The sequence below is a fragment of the Desulfosoma sp. genome (genome assembly GCA_037481875.1).
Lineage (GTDB): Bacteria > Desulfobacterota > Syntrophobacteria > Syntrophobacterales > DSM-9756 > Desulfosoma.
The window spans coordinates 37,094-54,472 of the sequence record JBBFKY010000013.1 but is presented as its reverse complement, the minus strand read 5'-3'; the positions used below and the strand labels follow the sequence as shown (position 1 = coordinate 54,472).

Genomic DNA, 17,379 nt, shown 5'->3' with positions numbered 1-17,379 from the left:
CCGAGGGGAAACCACACGATTCTGTAGGGGCGCACCGATGTGTGCGCCCCGAAACCCACTGTAGGTGGCGGAAGACGGGACGGACAGACGGGTTCCGGCCCTACGGATGTTGGGGAACCTGCACAACCCGACGTGAAGGACCGTACAGGGTGGAGGTTCCGAAGCGGACATGTGGGGCTGCCCATAAAAGATCAGGGTGCATTTTGCGTTGAGGCATGTTCAATTTTTTCAGTGCAAACAAAACAGTCCGCCTCCATGCAAAAGATCACGGGCTGCTGTTTTTGCGGCATGCTCATGTGGTGACTTGACATTGTGTTTCAGGTGAGGCACCAGTGCGGGGAATTTATGGGCTGTGTCTGGAATTTCGGGGTAGCATATCGGTGGCGACAAGGAGCAAGACATGCAAGCGGACAAGCTGGATGAACGGTGCGTAACAACCCTTCGGCTCTTGGCGGTGGATATGGTGGAACAGGCCAAGTCGGGCCATCCCGGACTTCCTTTAGGGGCAGCACCCATGGCCTATGTGTTGTGGAGCCGCCATCTTCGCCATAATCCCTTGAATCCTTTTTGGGCAAACCGAGACCGATTCATTTTGTCCGCAGGACACGGATCCGCCCTCCTTTATGCCTTGCTCCATTTGACGGGCTATGATCTCAGCCTGGAAGAACTCAAAAATTTCCGCCAATGGAACAGCAAAACTCCTGGGCATCCCGAATACGGTCTGACACCCGGAGTTGAATGCACCACGGGTCCTTTAGGTCAAGGCTTTGCCATGGGTGTCGGCATGGCTTTGGCGGAAAAGTGGCTGGCCCAAAGGTTCAACCGGCCAGGGTTTCCTATTGTTGATCACTACACCTATGGGCTGGTTTCCGACGGAGACCTCATGGAAGGTGTTGCTTCGGAAGCGGCTTCTCTGGCGGGACACTGGAAACTGGGAAAACTTATTTACCTCTATGACGACAATCACATCACCATCGAAGGGGATACGGCCTTAACCTTTACGGAGGACGTGCTACAACGCTTTCAAGCTTATGGATGGCATACGGAACGCGTCCCGGACGGCAACGATCTGGAAGCGATCGATGCGGCCATCGTAAAGGCCAAAAGCGTCGCTGATCGTCCTTCCCTGATCGCCGTCCGGACTCTCATCGGCTACGGCAGTCCCAAAGAAAACAATCCCGCCTGCCACGGCGAACCCTTAGGTCCTGAGGCTGCGCAAAAGACCAAGGAATGCTACGGATGGCCTGCGGATCAACCGTTTCACGTGCCTGAAGATGTTCGTGAAAGCATGCGAAGGGCTGTTCCTGAAGGACAAAGGCTCCAAGAACAATGGCACGCTCTTTTAGCCCGCTATACCGAAACCTATCCCGAAGAAGCCACTCTTCTGAACAACTATCTTTCCGGAACACTGCCGCAAGGCTGGGAAAAATCGCTTCCCACCTTCGATGCTTCGAAAGGGTCTATGGCGACCCGCAATGCTTCCGGTATCGTTCTCAATGCATTGGCTCAAACCGTGACAAACCTCATGGGGGGATCCGCCGATCTGGCTCCGTCCAACAAGACGTTTCTGGCTCAGGGAGGTGACCGCAATCTGCATTTCGGCGTAAGAGAACATGCCATGGGCGCCATTCTTAACGGCATGGCCCTGCACGGCGGCGTGCGTCCCTACGGGGGAACTTTCCTTGTTTTCGCCGATTACATGCGCCCGGCCATTCGTCTGGCGGCACTCATGAAAACCAAAGTGATTTACATTTTCACTCACGATAGCATCGGGGTCGGCGAAGACGGCCCCACTCATCAGCCTGTGGAACATTTGGCTTCCCTTCGAGCCATTCCCAACCTGACGGTCCTTCGTCCCGGGGATGCCAACGAAACGGCAGCGGCCTGGAAGATCGCTCTGGAAACGGACGGTCCTGCGGCCTTGGCTCTGACACGCCAAAATGTGCCAATTTTGGATCTTGACCGCGCCAAGATCTTTGAAGGTGTCTCCAGAGGGGCCTATGTGCTCTCGGAAAGTGCCATACCTCCCCGCCTCATCCTTATCGCCACGGGCTCCGAAATCCATCTGGCTCTCCAAGCCCAAAAGGTTCTGGAACACGAAAAAGGGATTCCAACCCGCGTGGTTTCTATGCCCTCTTGGGAAATTTTTGAACGGCAAGAGGAGGAATACCGAAACGCTGTCCTGCCTCCCGAAATTCTTGCACGATGCGCTGTGGAGGCAGGATCTTCCATGGGCTGGCATCGATGGGTTGGATCTTACGGGGCTGTCATCGGGTTGGACCGTTTCGGAGCTTCGGCTCCTGGATCCTTGCTCATGAAACAATTGGGTTTCAACGTTGAAAACGTGGTGGCTACGGCTTTGAATGTGGTGGAACGGGTAGGCGCCTGAGCTTTTCCAAAAGAAACGAAAGGATCAAAAATCATGGACAAAGCCAGATGGGATTGGGGATTGTCCACACGATGTGTCCATGCAGGCACCTTTGCAGATACAGTGGCAGGCGGGGTCAACACCCCCATCTTTGCGTCCTCGGCGTTCCGCGTGCCCGGCCCTTTGGGGCATGTGGTTTACCCGCGTTATCAAAACATTCCAGGCCAGATGGCTGTAGCGGAAAAAATCGCTGCGTTAGAAAACGCCCAAGCCGGCATTGTGGTGTCTTCCGGTATGGCGGCCATAAGCAGCGTGTTTCTGGCCTTTTGTCAGAACGGAGACCATGTGGTTTTGCAGAGGGACCTTTACGGCGGGACTTTAGGCTTGACCCAAAAAGAACTGCCACGTCGAGGGATTCAGGTTTCGTGGGTGGATTCCCAAAGCATTGAGGACTTTGAAGCAGCCTTACGTCCCGAAACCCGCCTTATCTATGTGGAAACTCCTTCAAACCCTTTAATGAAAATTTTGGACTTGGAAGCTTTGGCACAATTGGCTCGATCCCGCGGCGTTCTCACAGTGGTGGATAACACTTTTGCCACGCCTATCAACCAAAACCCTTTGGACTTTGGGATTGATCTGGTGGTCCATAGCGGCACGAAGTATTTGAACGGACATAGTGACTTGTGTTGCGGCGTCGTCGTGGGTCGTGCCGAACTTTTGGCCGCTGTGTCTTCAGTAGTGTCCTTGTACGGACCCAGTTTGAGCCCCTATGACTGCTTTCTTTTGGAAAGAGGGCTCAAGACTTTGGCGTTACGCGTCGCCCGTCACAACCACAACGGGATGGCGGTGGCTTCTTTTCTCGCTCGGGATTCTCGCGTGGAAAGAGTTTACTACCCAGGACTTGCAGAACATGGCGATCATGCCATCGCCGTCCGTCAGATGCGAGGGTTCGGCGGCATGCTCTCCTTTGAACCTAAAGGAAACGCCGAAACCGCTCACCGCGTTATGGCACGATTCACTCTTTTTCAACCGGCCGTAAGCCTCGGAGGGGTGGAATCTCTCGCCTGTTTTCCCGCAGAAACCTCCCATGCCTCTGTTTCCCCTGCGCAAAGAGAAAACATGGGCATTCGTGAGTCGCTCATTCGACTTTCCGTAGGCATTGAAGATACGGAAGATCTTCTAAAGGACCTGGACCAGGCCCTGCGGGAAGTGCATTAAAATCGGCGAGTTATCACCTAAAACACCGGGGACGCTCTCAAGGGGGGAAACACGCTATGAAGCTTCCCCACGGACAATGCCGAAACCATGGAAAAGGCCATGCGCTTGGCTCATGGACCCGCAAAAAAGGGGATGAGTCACTGTCTTCATCCTGGGCAAAACATTTCTATGCAAACAGCACAACACCAAACCTGCCGGCTGATGCTGTGAGATAATGCGATAGGACACGAATCCGTAGGGGCGCACCGACGTGTGCGCCCCGCGACCACGCGCCCTCGTGGCGAGTTTTGGCGGATCCTTGGATTTGCCCCTACAGGTCGTTGAGGACCGGGAGGAAGGTTTCCATTTTCAAAGCGCCCGTGAATTGGATGTGGCGACTACAGTTCATGAAGAATTTCCACCTTGGCGATGGCACGCTGTTTGGCAAGCCAAGCCTGCCAAAGCTGGTTCTGCTTGATTTGGGTAAGGCGCGCTCGCGCACTTTCCCGTTCCTTTTCCAGCGTTTCCGGGTTCGGATTCTGTCGGCCGAGAAGTTGGCAAATGAGAAAAGTTCCTTGGTGAGACAAGGGATTTTGAAGCATATCGCCAGGTTTTTGCAATTGAAACACCGCTTCGGCGGCTTCTCCCCAGAGCCGCAACTTATCGTCCGGTTCCGTGCGTGAAAACCATTGGGTTACCTGAACGGCAACATCTTGGCTCACTTTGTCCAAAGTTCCCACGGAACGCGCTTTTTCCAAGAAAGCCTTGGCCGCCTTTTCCGCTTCTTCTCGAGCCCTTTCCATCCTGAGGTCTTGTTCCACAAGGCTTTTCACCTGCTCCAAAGGAGGAACCTGCGGCGGTTGAATGGCCTTGACCTGCCCCACCACAAACCCGTTGGTCCATTCCAGCACGTCGGAAACATCTCCTTCCCCAAGACTGAACAAACCCTTTATGACCTGTGGAGCCTGCCCCAGTTTGGGAAGCAAATCCCCGGCGGCAAAAGCTTTCTCGGGAGCTTCCACAGCGCGGTTAAGGCGCTGCGCGGCTTTGGCCACATCGCCGTCGGCATAGGCCGCATCGGCGAAGGCTCGAGCCTTATCATAGGCGATATCTCGAGCTTTTTCCCGCTTGAGATTCAGTTCAATCTGGGGTTTGGCTTTTTCTAAAGGCACCGTCTCTTCAGGACGAACGTCTTCCACTTTGATGATATGGAACCCGTAAGGTGTACGCACCAGATCACTCACTTCCCCAGGTTTCATGGCAAACGCTACTTCAGCGAAGGCGGGAATCATTTGATCTTTGCTAAACCAACCCAGATCCCCTCCATCTTGGGCCGACCCGTCCTGGGAATGGGCCTTGGCCAAGGCGGCGAAATCTTCACCTTTGCGCGCCTTTTCAAGAACAGCTCGAGCGGCACTTTCCGTCTTTTTCACTTCATCTTCGCTAGCTCCTTCGCTGAGGCGAAAAAGAATATGGCGAGCCTTGACCTGGTGTTGCTGATGGAACTTTTCGCGATGATCCTCGTAATAGGTGCGGATTTCGTCTTCCGTCACGGCCAAGCCGCCCAGTTCTTCATCCAAAACAAAAGGCACATAGACCAAAACCCTTTTTTCCGGCTCCTTGTAGCGGTCGGCGTTTTTTTCAAAAAAGGCTGTCATCTGAGCCTCATCCACGGTCACCTTATCCAAAAAGTTTTTGGGATCGAACTGAGCGTAAGCCACCTGAATTTTGCTGAATCGATACTGTAGGTCCGCCTCCACTTCCACGTCACTGACCATGGCTTGGCCTTTGACGAAGGCTTCCACACGCCTTAGGGTCAGATCCTGAGCCAGTTGTTGTTCAAACACCTGAGGGGTGAGCCGGTTATGCTGCAAAATCGACAAATACCTTTGCCTGTCAAACCGTCCATCCACCTGAAAAGCGGGAATGGACAGAACCTCCGCTTGAATGTCTTCCGGTCCGGCATGCAAGCCCAAAACATGGGCCGCTTGGGTGATCAGGATTCGGTCAATGAGCAGATTCAGGGCCTGTTGTTTCAGATTGAGACGTTCCAGCAGTTCCTGAGTGATCTGGTTGCCGAACTGGCGCCGATACATGTCCAATAGATGATCATAAGCCTTTTCGTAGTCGGCATAGGTCACATAAACATCCCCAACCCGCGCCAAACGGCTGGCCTTCATGGACTTATACGAATACCCGCCCCAAAAGATAAAAACCACGATGATGGCAAAAAGGGCGACTTTGATGATCCAACTGCCGGCATGTTCACGAAAAACGGTGAGCATGAGCTGTATATCCTCCTTTACGCAGCCATGATCGGTGTCGTATGGCGTCTTTCCAAAGCCCAATAGAGGATCGCTCCGAGGCACGGCACCGTGGCCACCACGGCAAACCAGACCATCTTGCGCCTTCGGCTGCGAAACTGACGCCTGGGAATCTCTTGAATGGCCCAAAAAGTAGGAACCATGGGAAGCACGAAAAGAGTCGCCAAAACGAGAATCTTCAGCGGTAAAGACATAGATCCGTCCTCAAAAAAATCGTGACCCGCACGCCCTCACATTTCCCGCCTGTTTCCTGGAGCTCCGCGTCCCCAGGAAAACCATCAGCCGCCCTGGCTGTGGAACAGCCTTCTAAGAAGCACTCTTGCCCAAGCGGCCCATGACGGCAAGCCTTTCTTTCATTTCTTCTCGGCACCGGCGGATCACCTCAAGGTGTTGTTCCATGGCTTGGCGAAACACCTGCTCCAGAGCCGATTGCAGCGTGTCTATAATCGCTTCGCTGCGCTGCTGCAAGGATTTCTTGTATTCTCGATAAAATCGAGCTCCCACCACCAGCTGTAGAAAAGCCCATGAACCCAAAGCCGCCAGACCCTGGCCGCTGAAAAGCTTTTCCACCATGGCGGCCACCAGGGCCACTGAGGACGTCATGCCCGGATCGGCCAAAGCGACCCGCCAAGCTTCCTGTCCTCCTAGGGCAAGCAGGAACAAGGTTGTGATCATAAAGCTCCACAGCCTTTGGCGACGACGCATGAAAGCTACGCCTTGTTTCTGGGCCTGAATAATAGCAAAGGTGACGGCTTCTCGAACTTCTTTCGCGATGGAAATCCGATCCAAGGATTCATGCAGCCTTTCCAGAAGTTCCCCTCGAAGAGGTTCCGCCAATCCTTCTCGTCGAGCCCAAATAACGCTTTGGTCCCGCATCGCGACCAGATGTTCCTGAAAACGTTTTTCAAGAGCCGAGGTCACTTCACGCGTCAAAAGGACGGCAGCATGCGACGCGTCGGGCTCCTTATCTCCTAGGCGATGCACCCAGGCCAACAGAGCGGCAGCGCCGCTGAGATCACCGGCATTCTGCAGGCTTTGGGAAAGGTTATGCACCAAAGGAAGATCACTCAAGACCCCTTGCACCACCGAAGCCGCCTCTTGAAGACTCCCGGACTCCAAAACACTACTTTCAAGAAGGTTCAAGGCCTGCACGGCCCGCTCCAGCTGCTCCATTCCTTCACGAAGGGCAAGGATCAAGGCTTGGAATTCAGCATCCAGATTGGCTTCTTTAATAGCCCGAATTTCTTTGGCGTTCCGCTCCCTAAACACCCAGCGGCGCAAAAAAGGAAACTGATTCCAGGGCGAAAGAGGTGATCCCTGCAAAACTTCTCCAGCGGAAATGACATAAAGGACTGGATCCTTGACTCCACTTTCCCGCACGAGCCGCTCAAAGGAACGAACCACCTTGAGAAGATCTTCGGAAAAGGCGGCTGCGTCCGATTCGGAAAACAGAAGGTCCGCTTTGTTAAGAACAAAGGCGAAGTTTTCTCGAGATTTGGGTGCTTCCCGAAGCATTTCGTAAAAGCGGCCGTCGGCGTATTTTTCCGGCGTTGTCACCCACAACACCAGGTCTAAGTGTTCCATGAACGCCAAAACCCGTTGTCGGTGCTCTTGAACTAGGCTGTCGAAATCAGGAAGGTCGGCCATAATCATGTGCCTGGCGGCTTCGGCTTCGTGGACCACTTCAGTCATGATGCCGTCTAGGGACTTAAGGGTTCCGGGCACCACACAGTGAACATGCCGATAAAGCAAGACTCGGTCCGTATGCGGCCTTCGGTGACTTACGGAAGCGATGGGTTCTTGGGCCAGAACGTTCATCAAGGTGGATTTGCCGACCCCTGTGCCGCCCACAAGCCCAATGAGGAGCGATCGATCTTCAAGCTGATGCAGCTTGTGCTCTATCTTCTGAAGTCGCTTTTGCAGAACCCGACGATCTTCATCCTTGATGGGCAGAAAGGATCCCGAAGTCAGCAGGGCATGCACATCATGGAGATGACCCCAAAGATCTTCAAGATTGGAAAAAGTCTGTCTCTTCTCAAGCATACGGCTTCCTTGAGTCTTCAGTATCCTTTTCGCTTCAGGCGCATGAACGGGAACTCGCAATCCCAAGATCTCTTATACCGTTTCGAAGCAGGGATTAGCCGGCGCCTCGCCCCTAGAAAGGGGAATTGGGCTGTTTTTTGAAAGGCCGGGAGTCTAACCCGCCATGTGCGCCGCCGGCTCACCCGCGCTCCGATGGGGGCGACCGTTACGGGACATGCTCCTTAATCCACACAGTGTCATCTTCCTACACTCGAATGTCATGGGTCCAACGACGCCATGTTTCCACGGCTTCCGCGGAAGGCATCAGAGGTTCCAAGCATGCTTCAAAACGGCGCTTTTGCGCTTCGACCACGGAAACAAGGCTGGCCCGGTATTTTTCGGAGAGCTGCCGTGCGATTTTTTGAATTTCCGTGTAAGCGAAGAGTTCCACGGCCCCTTTGGTGACAAACGGAGCGATGGCGGCATCCACGACGGCATCCACGACCGACAACCCTCCGCCCACCGCCACTTCCAGACTGAGAATCAAGAGTCCCCAAAGGACCGAAGTGGAATAAATACCCCACTTTTTCCCCTTGGGAATGTCTCGAGCCAGATCCAGAAAGACCTTTTCCAACCACTGAATAAGAAGTTCCTGTTCCCGATAGACATGTTCAGCCACTTCTTCGGGCGTCATGAGTACCCCAGGCTTTGTCACGGCCTGATGAATGGGGCTTTCGGGCCGGTCCGGCACTGTCTCTTCCAGCACCTTTCGTCCATAACGTTGAATAGCGGCCTGAATACCCCCCAAGTGAATACGGTTCTTGATCCTTTGCAGAGCTTCGCCACGATCGGGGGTCGGTTCGGAAGACTTGAGCCCCAAAAGGCGCAAAGGTGCCGTAACCCATCGGGACAACCAGCGCCTCGGACCCGCCAAAAGATCGTAGCGGGAAAACAAATCGCGAATTTCCGCCTGCAGATAGGATCGGGTTTCGGAAGAAAAACGGCTGTGCTGATCTTCGATGATCTGAGCCACGGCCTCTTCGCCATAACGCCGAAGCTGCTCTTTCCATCGGTGCGCCTGATGCAGCTCTGCGGAGATACCGTCCAAAACCTTTTCCATACGATGCTTCAGGGACTTCTTCCTCATGGATATCCAAGAGGCGCGCCTTCGGGTGGCTTCCTCTTGCTCCAGCTTGTTCTTGAGAGTCCTGGAAAAAGCTAGAAATGCCGGATCCCGCGGCAAACCCTGAAGAGGATTGGTGGCCATAAAAGGCAGAAGCCACAGAGCTCCTTCAGGAATCCGTGTTTCCTTTTCCAAAATTTCGCGAATGTCCGTCTCCTGAAATTCTCCCCCTAACTTGTTGCACACCACCAGAACGTCCGTGCCTTCTTCCACGATCTTCTTTAAAAACTTCGACGGCACCTCGTCGGCGTACTTTTCTTGACTCGTCACAAACACCACCAGATCCGCCAAGCGCCACAAGGTTTCCACCAGTTTTCGGTTGGCCACCTCCACACTGTCCACATCGGGTGTGTCCACCAAGATCACAGAAGCCCATTCCAGAAGATCATGAACCCAGAGATGAATCACACCCGGTTCCCCGAGTAAAGGAGACAAGCCATGGGACGGATCCAGAGGATGCTTGATGAAACGAAATTCCGGAAAGGGAAAGCCGGGCTCAAAGACCGCTTGCGCATGCACAAAACCGATGGCTCCCGCCGTTTTGGGCCTTTCCGCTCCCACGGCGCTCACGGCTGCACCACACACGGCGTCAAAAACCGTGGACTTGCCGGTTCCTGTGCCTCCCAAGAAAAAAACCCATAAAAGAGGCGTCTTTTCCTTGTAGGCCAGAAGGTTCTTTTCACGAACCACACTTTGCACTTCTTCGAAAAGTCGAAGGCCTTCCTCGGTAAATCCTGGTACCCTTAGGGATTCAGTAGGAAAAGTCGGCGAACCGTCGTTTGGCACCATGTCTTTAGAAGGTCTTAAGTTCTATGGGTTTTTGGCGTTCCACCATTGGGAAGGAAGAGTCTCGACAAGGGATCGGTACACGGCCATGGTCCAGGAGTTTCCGGCGGAAAGAAAGAGGTAGACACCGAAAAGTTTTCCTAAAGCCAGGCTGGTTCGAGTCCCATTTTCCCTGAGCAGCCTCAGATGCCGTTCTCGGAAAAATTTTCGGTAGAAAAAGGTGGCCGCTTTATTCGAAAGCACAAGATGCATGGACGCATAGCGGGGCACTCCTGGAAGCCGCAAGGCATAAGCTTTTCCCGCCCAAAGAATCTCTTCACCGTCTTCGCGGACTCCTTCAAAAGCCATCTGGACCCAAGGCGGAAGTTTTCTCGGTCCATAGCTCAAGGAGACCATACCCAAAACCGATCCGAGACGATGACCCAGACCCCGCACAGCCATCAAAACAGCTCGAAACAAGAGGGGAAGCACCAAAAGGACTCCCGCCACCAGAACAACGGTCAAAAAAAAGGTCAATCGTGGATAGGCCAAAGATAAGTAAGCATAGCCGATGGTCAAAAGATCTTCACCGAGGCTGATCACCATGTTGGAAAAGGGTTCCGGGCTCACCTGCACCAAAAGTCGAGTGCCAGCCTTGGTCATATGAGCTACTGAAGCCAGGCTCGCACCAATCATAAAAGCGATGACTTCCAAAGCCTGTGAACCTTCGCCCACTTGCAGAACAGCCAGCAACGCTCCACCTAAAGGACGGATGATGGTGTGCAGTGTATCCCATAGGGTGTCCATACCCGGAATCTTGTCTATAACAAATTCCACGAAATAAAGAAGGAGAGCCACAAAGATAACCGCATCGTCGGCCAATACAGACAGTTCCGAAGGCAGGCCGTGGACAAGTCCGTGCTTGAGGCAGAGGCCCACCACCGCCACCGTGGCATAAAGATTGATCCCACAAATAAAAGAAAGCCCCAAAAGCGATCCTAGTTGAGCGATGGCTTCCACGGTCCTCTCCCTCTTGGTTTTCGGGTCATCCTAGGGCCTTTAGGCTTCTCTGACAAGTGATGATCCTCGAGGTGATGACAACACCTTTGAAAAAACATGCTGTTCCTGTAGTATCTTTTGGACGTTGCTGGGATCCAGTCCTGGAACGAATCTTTCCCTGGCAGCGAGGGTGTCCCGTCGGAACACAAGGCGGGCCGGAGACCGGCTCTTTCAGAAAAAGACATGGTTTCACGCTTGTAGGGGCGAGGCGCCGCCTTCTCCCCTACTTTAAACCGGCAAGAGACCTTGCTCTTGCCGGTTCTCGGGGAGCCTCTAGGGGCTGCTCCAGCAATAAAGGATGGTGATCCTTTTCTTGGGAGTGCAGACCTTCGGCCCGCTCATCATGCGGGCGGAACGCCCACTCTCCTAGGAAAAAACCCGGGTTCCCATCGTCTTTCAGGCTCAATAGACATCCTCCGCACAAAAAGGCAGCAGGTTTATGAACGATGAAGCTTCTCGTTCCAAGAAAGATTCGATAATGCACCGTATTTCCGATATTGGGCCGAACCAAGAGGTGACCGGCGTTTTTGTGGTGGACGAAAAACAACTGCGCACCACCAAAAACGGCAAGCCTTTTCTCACGCTGAAGCTTCGGGATAAAACCGGGAGCCTCACGGCTCGGCTATGGGAAAACGCCGAGGAAGCGTCCCAAGCTATGGCCGGGCACAAGGTGTTTCAAGTTCAAGGGCGCAGTGAACTGTTTCGCGATGAAATCCAGATTCATGTGCATAGTTTTGAGCCGGTGCCCATGGCAAAGGTGAATCCAGGGGATTTTCTTCCCGTGTGCCCCAGGGACATAAACCAATTGTGGAATGAGCTTCAAGGCATGCTTCAAAAGCTGACCCAAAAGCCGCTACGAACCCTGGCCAAGTTTTTGTGCTCAGACAAAACCCTCATGCAACGTTTTCGAAAAGCTCCGGGAGCCAAATCCGTCCATCACGCTTATCTCGGCGGTCTTCTGGAACACACCGTAGGGGTCATGCGCCTGACGACGGTCATCGCCGATCAGTATACGTCCTTGGACCGAGAACTGCTGCTCATGGGAGCCTTTCTTCACGACATCGGCAAAGTTCAAGAATACACTTATGACCTGGTAATCGACTATTCGGACGAAGGGCGATTGGTAGGTCATATGGTTTTGGGAGTGGAAATCCTCAACAGCAAACTGGCTTTGTGCAAGGATTTTCCTCCCGAAACCGGTATGCTTCTGAAGCATTTGATTCTAAGCCATCATGGGGAAACGGAATACGGCGCTGTTCAGAAGCCCATGACTCGAGAAGCTTTGGCTTTGCACCTTGCCGATGATCTGGACGCTCGCATGAACAGCCTGGACGATATTTTGTCCAAGAATGAGGATCCCGAATCGGCATGGACGGCTTATCAGTCGCTTTATGGCAGATATTTTTATCGAGGCTATCGTAATGAGTCGCCCCCTGTAGAAGCTTCTTCGGCACTTTCCCGTGACGGTACCGTTCGAGAATCCTTTCAGCTGCCATTGTGGCCGGAAGCTGCTCGAAAAGGTTCAAGCCATGAGGACGCATGAACCTTTTGTGCGCGGCGTTTTTCTCAGTGTGGAAGGCATTGACGGTTCGGGTAAAAGCACGATTTTGGATCATGTCCGCCGCTGGATCGAAGGCTTGGGCCACAAGGTACGGGTGATTCGTGAACCGGGCGGCACAAGGTTGGGCGAAAGAATCCGTAATCTTCTTTTGGAACCTCGGCTTTCCCCCATAGCTCCATGGGCGGAAACCTGTCTTTATGCAGCTAGTCAGGCGCAACACGTATTCGAAACCATCGTCCCCTGTTTGGAACAGGGTGTCTGGATTCTCGCCGATCGTTTTCGGGACGCAACCGTAGCCTACCAGGGTTGGGGTCGAGGTCTGGGAGCCGAACGTGTGCAAGATCTTCAGAAAGTGGTGCTCGGCTCTTTGTTTCCGGACATCACTGTGCTTTTGGACTGTGAGGTAACCGTCGCCTGGCGGCGTTTGTCACAGCGTTCGGTGACGCGAGACCGAATGGAACAAGAAGGTCTGACGTTTCTGGAAAAGGTACGTCATGGGTATCTGGACCTGGCCCGTCGAGATCCAAAGCGCTTTATTGTGATCGATGCCGCACAGGATTTACCGAAAGTGATCGAGGATGTGATGACGGCTCTCGAGGCCACACGGCCCAAAGTCGAGGAAGACTTCCGAAGTAGGAAATGACCCATGTCCTTGCATCAAGTCTTTACAGGACAACCTCAGGCACAACATGTGCTCTTGCGTATGATTCGGAAGGGCAAACTTCCTCATGCCCTGCTCTTTACCGGTATGCCCGGAGTCGGCAAAAAGGCTCTGGCCTTGGAAGTCGCCAAAGCCTTGAACTGCTCGGAAAAAATGGAGCTTTCCCAAAACGAGTCGTCACCGATCATGGCCTGTGGGCGTTGTGTGTCCTGCAGCAAGATTGTCCGAGGTGTGCATCCTGACGTCATGGTCATTTCCAAGGACGGATCCGCCATTAAACTGGCTCAAATTCGAAGCCTCAAGGAAAGATGCCGTGTCCATCCCTATGAAGGCCGAAGACGGGTGATCATCCTTGAGGATTGTCAGGACCTTACCGAGGAAGCCGCCAACGCCTTGCTCAAAATCCTGGAAGAACCTCCGGCATCCAACGTTTTTCTGTTGTTGGCGCCGGAACCCTACAACCTGATGCCGACCATCGTCTCGCGTTGTTGCCACCTACGATGCCGTCCTTTGGATCCTCAAAGCGTGGCCGAAACGCTTCGAGATGAAATGTCCCTGGATGAAGAAACCGCCCTTCGCCTTGCGCACCTGAGCTTCGGAAGTTTGGAAAAAGCCCGCGCATGGGCTCAGGAAAAGCTTTTGGAACGCATGGAAAGTGTGATGGAGCGGCTGGAAAAAATTCTTCAAAGCCCTATGATCGACTTTTTTCAGGATGTGGCCCAATGGGCTAAAGAAACGGAAAACTTGGAACAAGACTTGGAATGTATTAAGTTCGCCGTGCGTGAGGTTTTGGTGACTCACCTGAAGTCGTCCGCAAACACTACGTGCACCGAAGCCGCCCCCGTGGCTCGAGCTCCATGGAAGCATTCACGGGTGGAAAGTCTGGTGCATGTGCTTGAAGTGCTAGAAACCGCTCTGCAGCACCTTAAGGCACACGCGGCCAAACAGCTTCTGCTGGAAGCCGTGTGTCTGAAGATAAAGGATGTGGTGTATGGACAAAGTGGAAAAGGTTATCGGTATCCGTTTCCGAGAGGGAGGAAAGGTCTATCACTTTGATCCCGGAAATTGGGATGTTCGCAAAGGTGATTACGTAATCGTTCATACCGAGCAGGGTATGGGCTTGGGAGAAGTTGTGGAAGGGCCGTGCAAGAGAAATCTCGACGTGCATCCCAAGGACATTAAAACGATAGAACGACCCGCCAATCCGGAAGAGATCGAAAAACACTTCGATAACATGCGCTTTGAAGAAGAAGCGGAAAGGTTTTGCTTGGAACGCATTCAGGCATTGAACCTACCCATGAACCTTGTGGATGTGGAATGCTTTTTTGATCGATCCAAAATCATCTTTTATTTTACGGCGGAAACCCGTGTGGATTTTCGAGAGCTGGTGAAAGATCTGGTGCGCCGTTATCGCACTCGAGTGGAACTTAGACAAATCGGTGTCCGTAATCAGGCCAAGATGGTGGGAGGATTGGGAACCTGTGGAAGGCCTTTGTGCTGTGCCACCTTTCTGCGTTCCTTTCATCCTGTTTCCATCAAAATGGCTAAGGAACAAAACTTGAGTCTCAATCCCGGCAAGATTTCCGGCGCCTGCGGGCGGCTCATGTGTTGCCTTCAGTACGAATACGATGTGTATCGGGAATACAAGCAAGGCATGCCCAAATTGGGCAAGAAAGTGGACACCCCTAAAGGTCGCGGCAAGGTGATTCGTCAAAATGTTATGGATCGCACCATCACCGTGCTTTTGGAAAGCGGTGAGGAAGTGGAAATTTCCTATGGACCTTTGCCGGAGGTCTCCTCAAGCCTGCCGCCGTGCCGCCGTGAGGCTCTGTCGGCTTCTCCCGCGAATCAGGACTCCTTGAAAAAAACCGTCTTGGATCCCGACCACAATGCCGACGACGAAGACGACGACCATGATGATGACGACGAAGAAGGAAGATAAAGCATGGAACAACGCTTCTACATCACGACGCCCATCTATTATGTCAATGCGGAACCCCATATCGGTCATGCGTACACAACCATTGTGGCCGATGTATTGAACCGGTTTTATCGCCTCATGGGTTATGAAACCTATTTCCTCACGGGAACTGACGAACACGGAGACAAAATCGTGCAGGCGGCCGAAGCCGCGGGAACCGATCCCAAAAGCTATGCGGACCGCATCAGCGCCTTGTTTCGAGAAACCTGGCCAAAACTGAACATCAGCCACAACGATTTTATACGCACCACCGAAGCTCGCCATGTGCGCGCGGTGCAAGACATTCTTCAAAAGGTTTACGACAAGGGGGACATTTATTTCGATACCTATCGAGGACTCTACTGCGTGGGTTGCGAACGTTTCATCACGGAACGGGAAATGGTGAACGGCAAATGCCCTGATCATGACAAAGAACCCGTGGAACGGGAAGAAGCCAACTATTTTTTTCGCATGAGCGCCTATCAGGATTGGCTTATTGATCATATCGAAAAAAACCCGGATTTTATTCGGCCGGAACGTTACAAGAACGAGGTTTTGGCTTTTCTGCGGGAACCTTTGGAAGACCTCTGTATTTCACGGCCTCGGGAACGGCTGAGCTGGGGTATCCCTCTGCCTTTTGATGAACGGTTCGTGACCTATGTATGGTTTGATGCCCTGATCAACTACGTGTCCGGTCTGGGCTACCCGAATGGAGAACTGTTTCAGAAATTTTGGCCTGTCGCCCAACACCTCATTGCCAAGGATATTCTGAAACCCCACGGCATCTTTTGGCCTACCATGCTCAAAGCCGCCGGCATTGCACCGTACCGGCATCTCAATGTGCATGGGTATTGGAAAATCAATGAAGGCAAAATGAGCAAGAGTCGCGGCACGGTGGTGCGTCCCTTGGATCTGGCTCCCACCTACGGCCTGGATGCCTTTCGGTATTTTCTGCTTCGTGAAATGGTTTTTGGGCTTGACGCCAATTTCAGTGAGGAAGCCCTTGTGCAGCGTCTCAATGCGGATCTGGCCAACGATTTGGGCAATCTGTTCAGCCGCACTTTGGCCATGACCGCTCGATATTTCGCGGGGTCGGTGCCGCCGTGGGGAGATCCGGAAGAACCCGAGGATACGGAACTGAGACATCTCTTGGAACAAACCATAGATGTCTATCGACAGGAAATACCGCAACTGGCCTTCCATAAAGCCCTGATGGCCGTCTGGGAAGTTATTAATGCGGCCAACAAATACATCGATCGCACAGCCCCTTGGGATCTTGCCAAAGAGGCTTCCCGTCGCGGTCGCCTGCAAAGGGTGATACGCACCTTGTTGGAAGTGAACAAGACCGTGGCTGTGCTTATCACCCCCTTTATGCCCGAAACCGCTGAAAAAATGCTTTCCCGGCTTGGGATAGCACGCAAGGCTCTGGAAGTGCGTCTGGACCGTGAAGCCGTATGGGGAAGCCTGGTGGAAGGAACAGCCGTGGAAAAAGGGGAAGCCCTATTCCCTCGGGTAGATACGAAAAAATCGGCTGCCCGCGAGGAAGCCCCGCCTAAGAAACCCGAGACGGCTTCGGCAAAAAAGGACACTTCTCTGAGCCGAACCGAAGCTCAAGACGGTCTCATCGGTATTGAGGAATTTCAGAGATTGGATTTACGAGTGGGCACGGTGGTGGCGGCTCAACGGGTGGCAAAATCCAAAAAGCTTGTGCAGCTTACGGTGGATCTCGGGGAAAAACGGCAGGTTGTTGCCGGAATCGGAGAACATTACGCCCCAGAAGATCTCGTGGGCAAAACCGTCATTCTGGTAGCCAACCTTAAACCGGTACGCCTCATGGGCGTCGAATCCCAAGGCATGATTCTGGCCGCCCATGACCCGCAAGGTCTTCGCCTCATCACCACGGACGCTCCCACTGTGCCGGGTTCCAAAGTTTCGTGATCTTTCCGCACTGCAGGGCGGCCAAAGCCATTCCAGCCGCACCAGACCATCCCGCCCTGCAGCCCCCACCGGCCCCTTCCATCACGCCCGACCAAGGTCTGTCTGACACCCTCAGCAGGGTTGGCCCTACGCCCTCTTCCGTCAAGCCTTTCCATCATGCCCGACCAAGGTCTGGGTAACACCCTCGGCGTGCTCCTTTACTTGCCCTGAAACACACGAGCCGTGAAAACGACGTGACAAAAAACCTGGTCGATCCGCCGAAGATCCTTTCAATGACGGTGGATGTGCAGCGCCACGTATATTAAAATTTTGACCCTCCTAAAAAGGTGTTTTCATCGACT

Annotated in this window: 12 protein-coding genes; 7 read left to right on the top strand and 5 right to left on the bottom strand. The window is 53.3% G+C overall.

What is annotated here, in order from left to right:
* The first annotated feature begins 400 nt into the window (after window positions 1-400).
* Together tkt and WHS46_13920 are read left to right on the top strand one after the other, a co-directional pair.
* Entirely contained in the window at window positions 401-2,389 is a 1,989-nt protein-coding gene (gene tkt / locus WHS46_13925; protein MEJ5349774.1) for a transketolase, read from the top strand.
* Window positions 2,390-2,422: 33 nt separating this feature from the next.
* On the top strand, window positions 2,423-3,586 hold the full coding sequence (locus WHS46_13920) for an aminotransferase class I/II-fold pyridoxal phosphate-dependent enzyme (protein MEJ5349773.1): 1,164 nt from the start codon (window positions 2,423-2,425) through the stop codon (window positions 3,584-3,586).
* 377 nt (window positions 3,587-3,963) lie between these two features.
* On the opposite strand, the gene WHS46_13915 is transcribed toward WHS46_13920, so the two are convergent.
* The 5 genes from WHS46_13915 to WHS46_13895 form a co-directional block, all read right to left on the bottom strand.
* Window positions 3,964-5,850, bottom strand: coding sequence for a SurA N-terminal domain-containing protein (locus WHS46_13915; protein ID MEJ5349772.1), 1,887 nt, complete (start codon window positions 5,848-5,850; stop codon window positions 3,964-3,966).
* A gap of 17 nt (window positions 5,851-5,867) precedes the next feature.
* Window positions 5,868-6,083, bottom strand: coding sequence for a PLDc N-terminal domain-containing protein (locus WHS46_13910; protein ID MEJ5349771.1), 216 nt, complete (start codon window positions 6,081-6,083; stop codon window positions 5,868-5,870).
* A gap of 112 nt (window positions 6,084-6,195) precedes the next feature.
* Window positions 6,196-7,932, bottom strand: a complete 1,737-nt coding sequence (locus WHS46_13905) for a GTPase (protein ID MEJ5349770.1) — start codon at window positions 7,930-7,932, stop codon at window positions 6,196-6,198.
* Window positions 7,933-8,176: 244 nt separating this feature from the next.
* A complete protein-coding gene (locus tag WHS46_13900; GenBank protein MEJ5349769.1) occupies window positions 8,177-9,784 on the bottom strand; it encodes a hypothetical protein in 1,608 nt (535 codons plus the stop codon).
* 120 nt (window positions 9,785-9,904) lie between these two features.
* Complete coding sequence (locus WHS46_13895) at window positions 9,905-10,879, bottom strand: DUF4126 domain-containing protein (GenBank protein MEJ5349768.1); 975 nt, start codon at window positions 10,877-10,879, stop codon at window positions 9,905-9,907.
* Between the two features lie 478 nt (window positions 10,880-11,357).
* Between WHS46_13895 and WHS46_13890 the strand changes: the two genes are divergently transcribed.
* From WHS46_13890 to metG, 5 genes are read left to right on the top strand one after another with little or no spacing between them, the layout of a single operon-like run.
* A complete protein-coding gene (locus WHS46_13890) occupies window positions 11,358-12,461 on the top strand; it encodes an HD domain-containing protein (protein ID MEJ5349767.1) in 1,104 nt (367 codons plus the stop codon).
* Complete coding sequence (gene tmk / locus WHS46_13885) at window positions 12,448-13,122, top strand: dTMP kinase (GenBank protein MEJ5349766.1); 675 nt, start codon at window positions 12,448-12,450, stop codon at window positions 13,120-13,122. The genes WHS46_13890 and tmk overlap by 14 nt, the downstream gene beginning before the upstream one ends.
* A 3-nt stretch (window positions 13,123-13,125) precedes the next feature.
* Complete coding sequence (holB, locus tag WHS46_13880) at window positions 13,126-14,196, top strand: DNA polymerase III subunit delta' (protein ID MEJ5349765.1); 1,071 nt, start codon at window positions 13,126-13,128, stop codon at window positions 14,194-14,196.
* Window positions 14,132-15,082 carry a stage 0 sporulation family protein gene (locus WHS46_13875; protein ID MEJ5349764.1) on the top strand — a complete coding sequence of 317 codons (951 nt, stop codon included), beginning with the start codon at window positions 14,132-14,134 and terminating at the stop codon, window positions 15,080-15,082. Before holB ends, WHS46_13875 begins: the two co-directional genes overlap by 65 nt.
* Window positions 15,083-15,085: 3 nt before the next feature.
* Window positions 15,086-17,038, top strand: a complete 1,953-nt coding sequence (gene metG / locus WHS46_13870; protein MEJ5349763.1) for a methionine--tRNA ligase — start codon at window positions 15,086-15,088, stop codon at window positions 17,036-17,038.
* The last annotated feature ends 341 nt before the right edge of the window (window positions 17,039-17,379 follow it).

What these genes read in the sequence shown, in the direction of transcription:
- tkt (MEJ5349774.1), top strand. Translation starts at nt 401, where the DNA reads ATGCAAGCGGACAAGCTGGATGAACGGTGCGTAACAACCCTTCGGCTC.
- WHS46_13920 (MEJ5349773.1), top strand. Translation starts at nt 2,423, where the DNA reads ATGGACAAAGCCAGATGGGATTGGGGATTGTCCACACGATGTGTCCAT.
- WHS46_13915 (MEJ5349772.1), bottom strand. Translation starts at nt 5,850, where the DNA reads ATGCTCACCGTTTTTCGTGAACATGCCGGCAGTTGGATCATCAAAGTC.
- WHS46_13910 (MEJ5349771.1), bottom strand. Translation starts at nt 6,083, where the DNA reads ATGTCTTTACCGCTGAAGATTCTCGTTTTGGCGACTCTTTTCGTGCTT.
- WHS46_13905 (MEJ5349770.1), bottom strand. Translation starts at nt 7,932, where the DNA reads ATGCTTGAGAAGAGACAGACTTTTTCCAATCTTGAAGATCTTTGGGGT.
- WHS46_13890 (MEJ5349767.1), top strand. Translation starts at nt 11,358, where the DNA reads ATGAACGATGAAGCTTCTCGTTCCAAGAAAGATTCGATAATGCACCGT.
- tmk (MEJ5349766.1), top strand. Translation starts at nt 12,448, where the DNA reads ATGAGGACGCATGAACCTTTTGTGCGCGGCGTTTTTCTCAGTGTGGAA.
- holB (MEJ5349765.1), top strand. Translation starts at nt 13,126, where the DNA reads ATGTCCTTGCATCAAGTCTTTACAGGACAACCTCAGGCACAACATGTG.
- WHS46_13875 (MEJ5349764.1), top strand. Translation starts at nt 14,132, where the DNA reads ATGGACAAAGTGGAAAAGGTTATCGGTATCCGTTTCCGAGAGGGAGGA.
- metG (MEJ5349763.1), top strand. Translation starts at nt 15,086, where the DNA reads ATGGAACAACGCTTCTACATCACGACGCCCATCTATTATGTCAATGCG.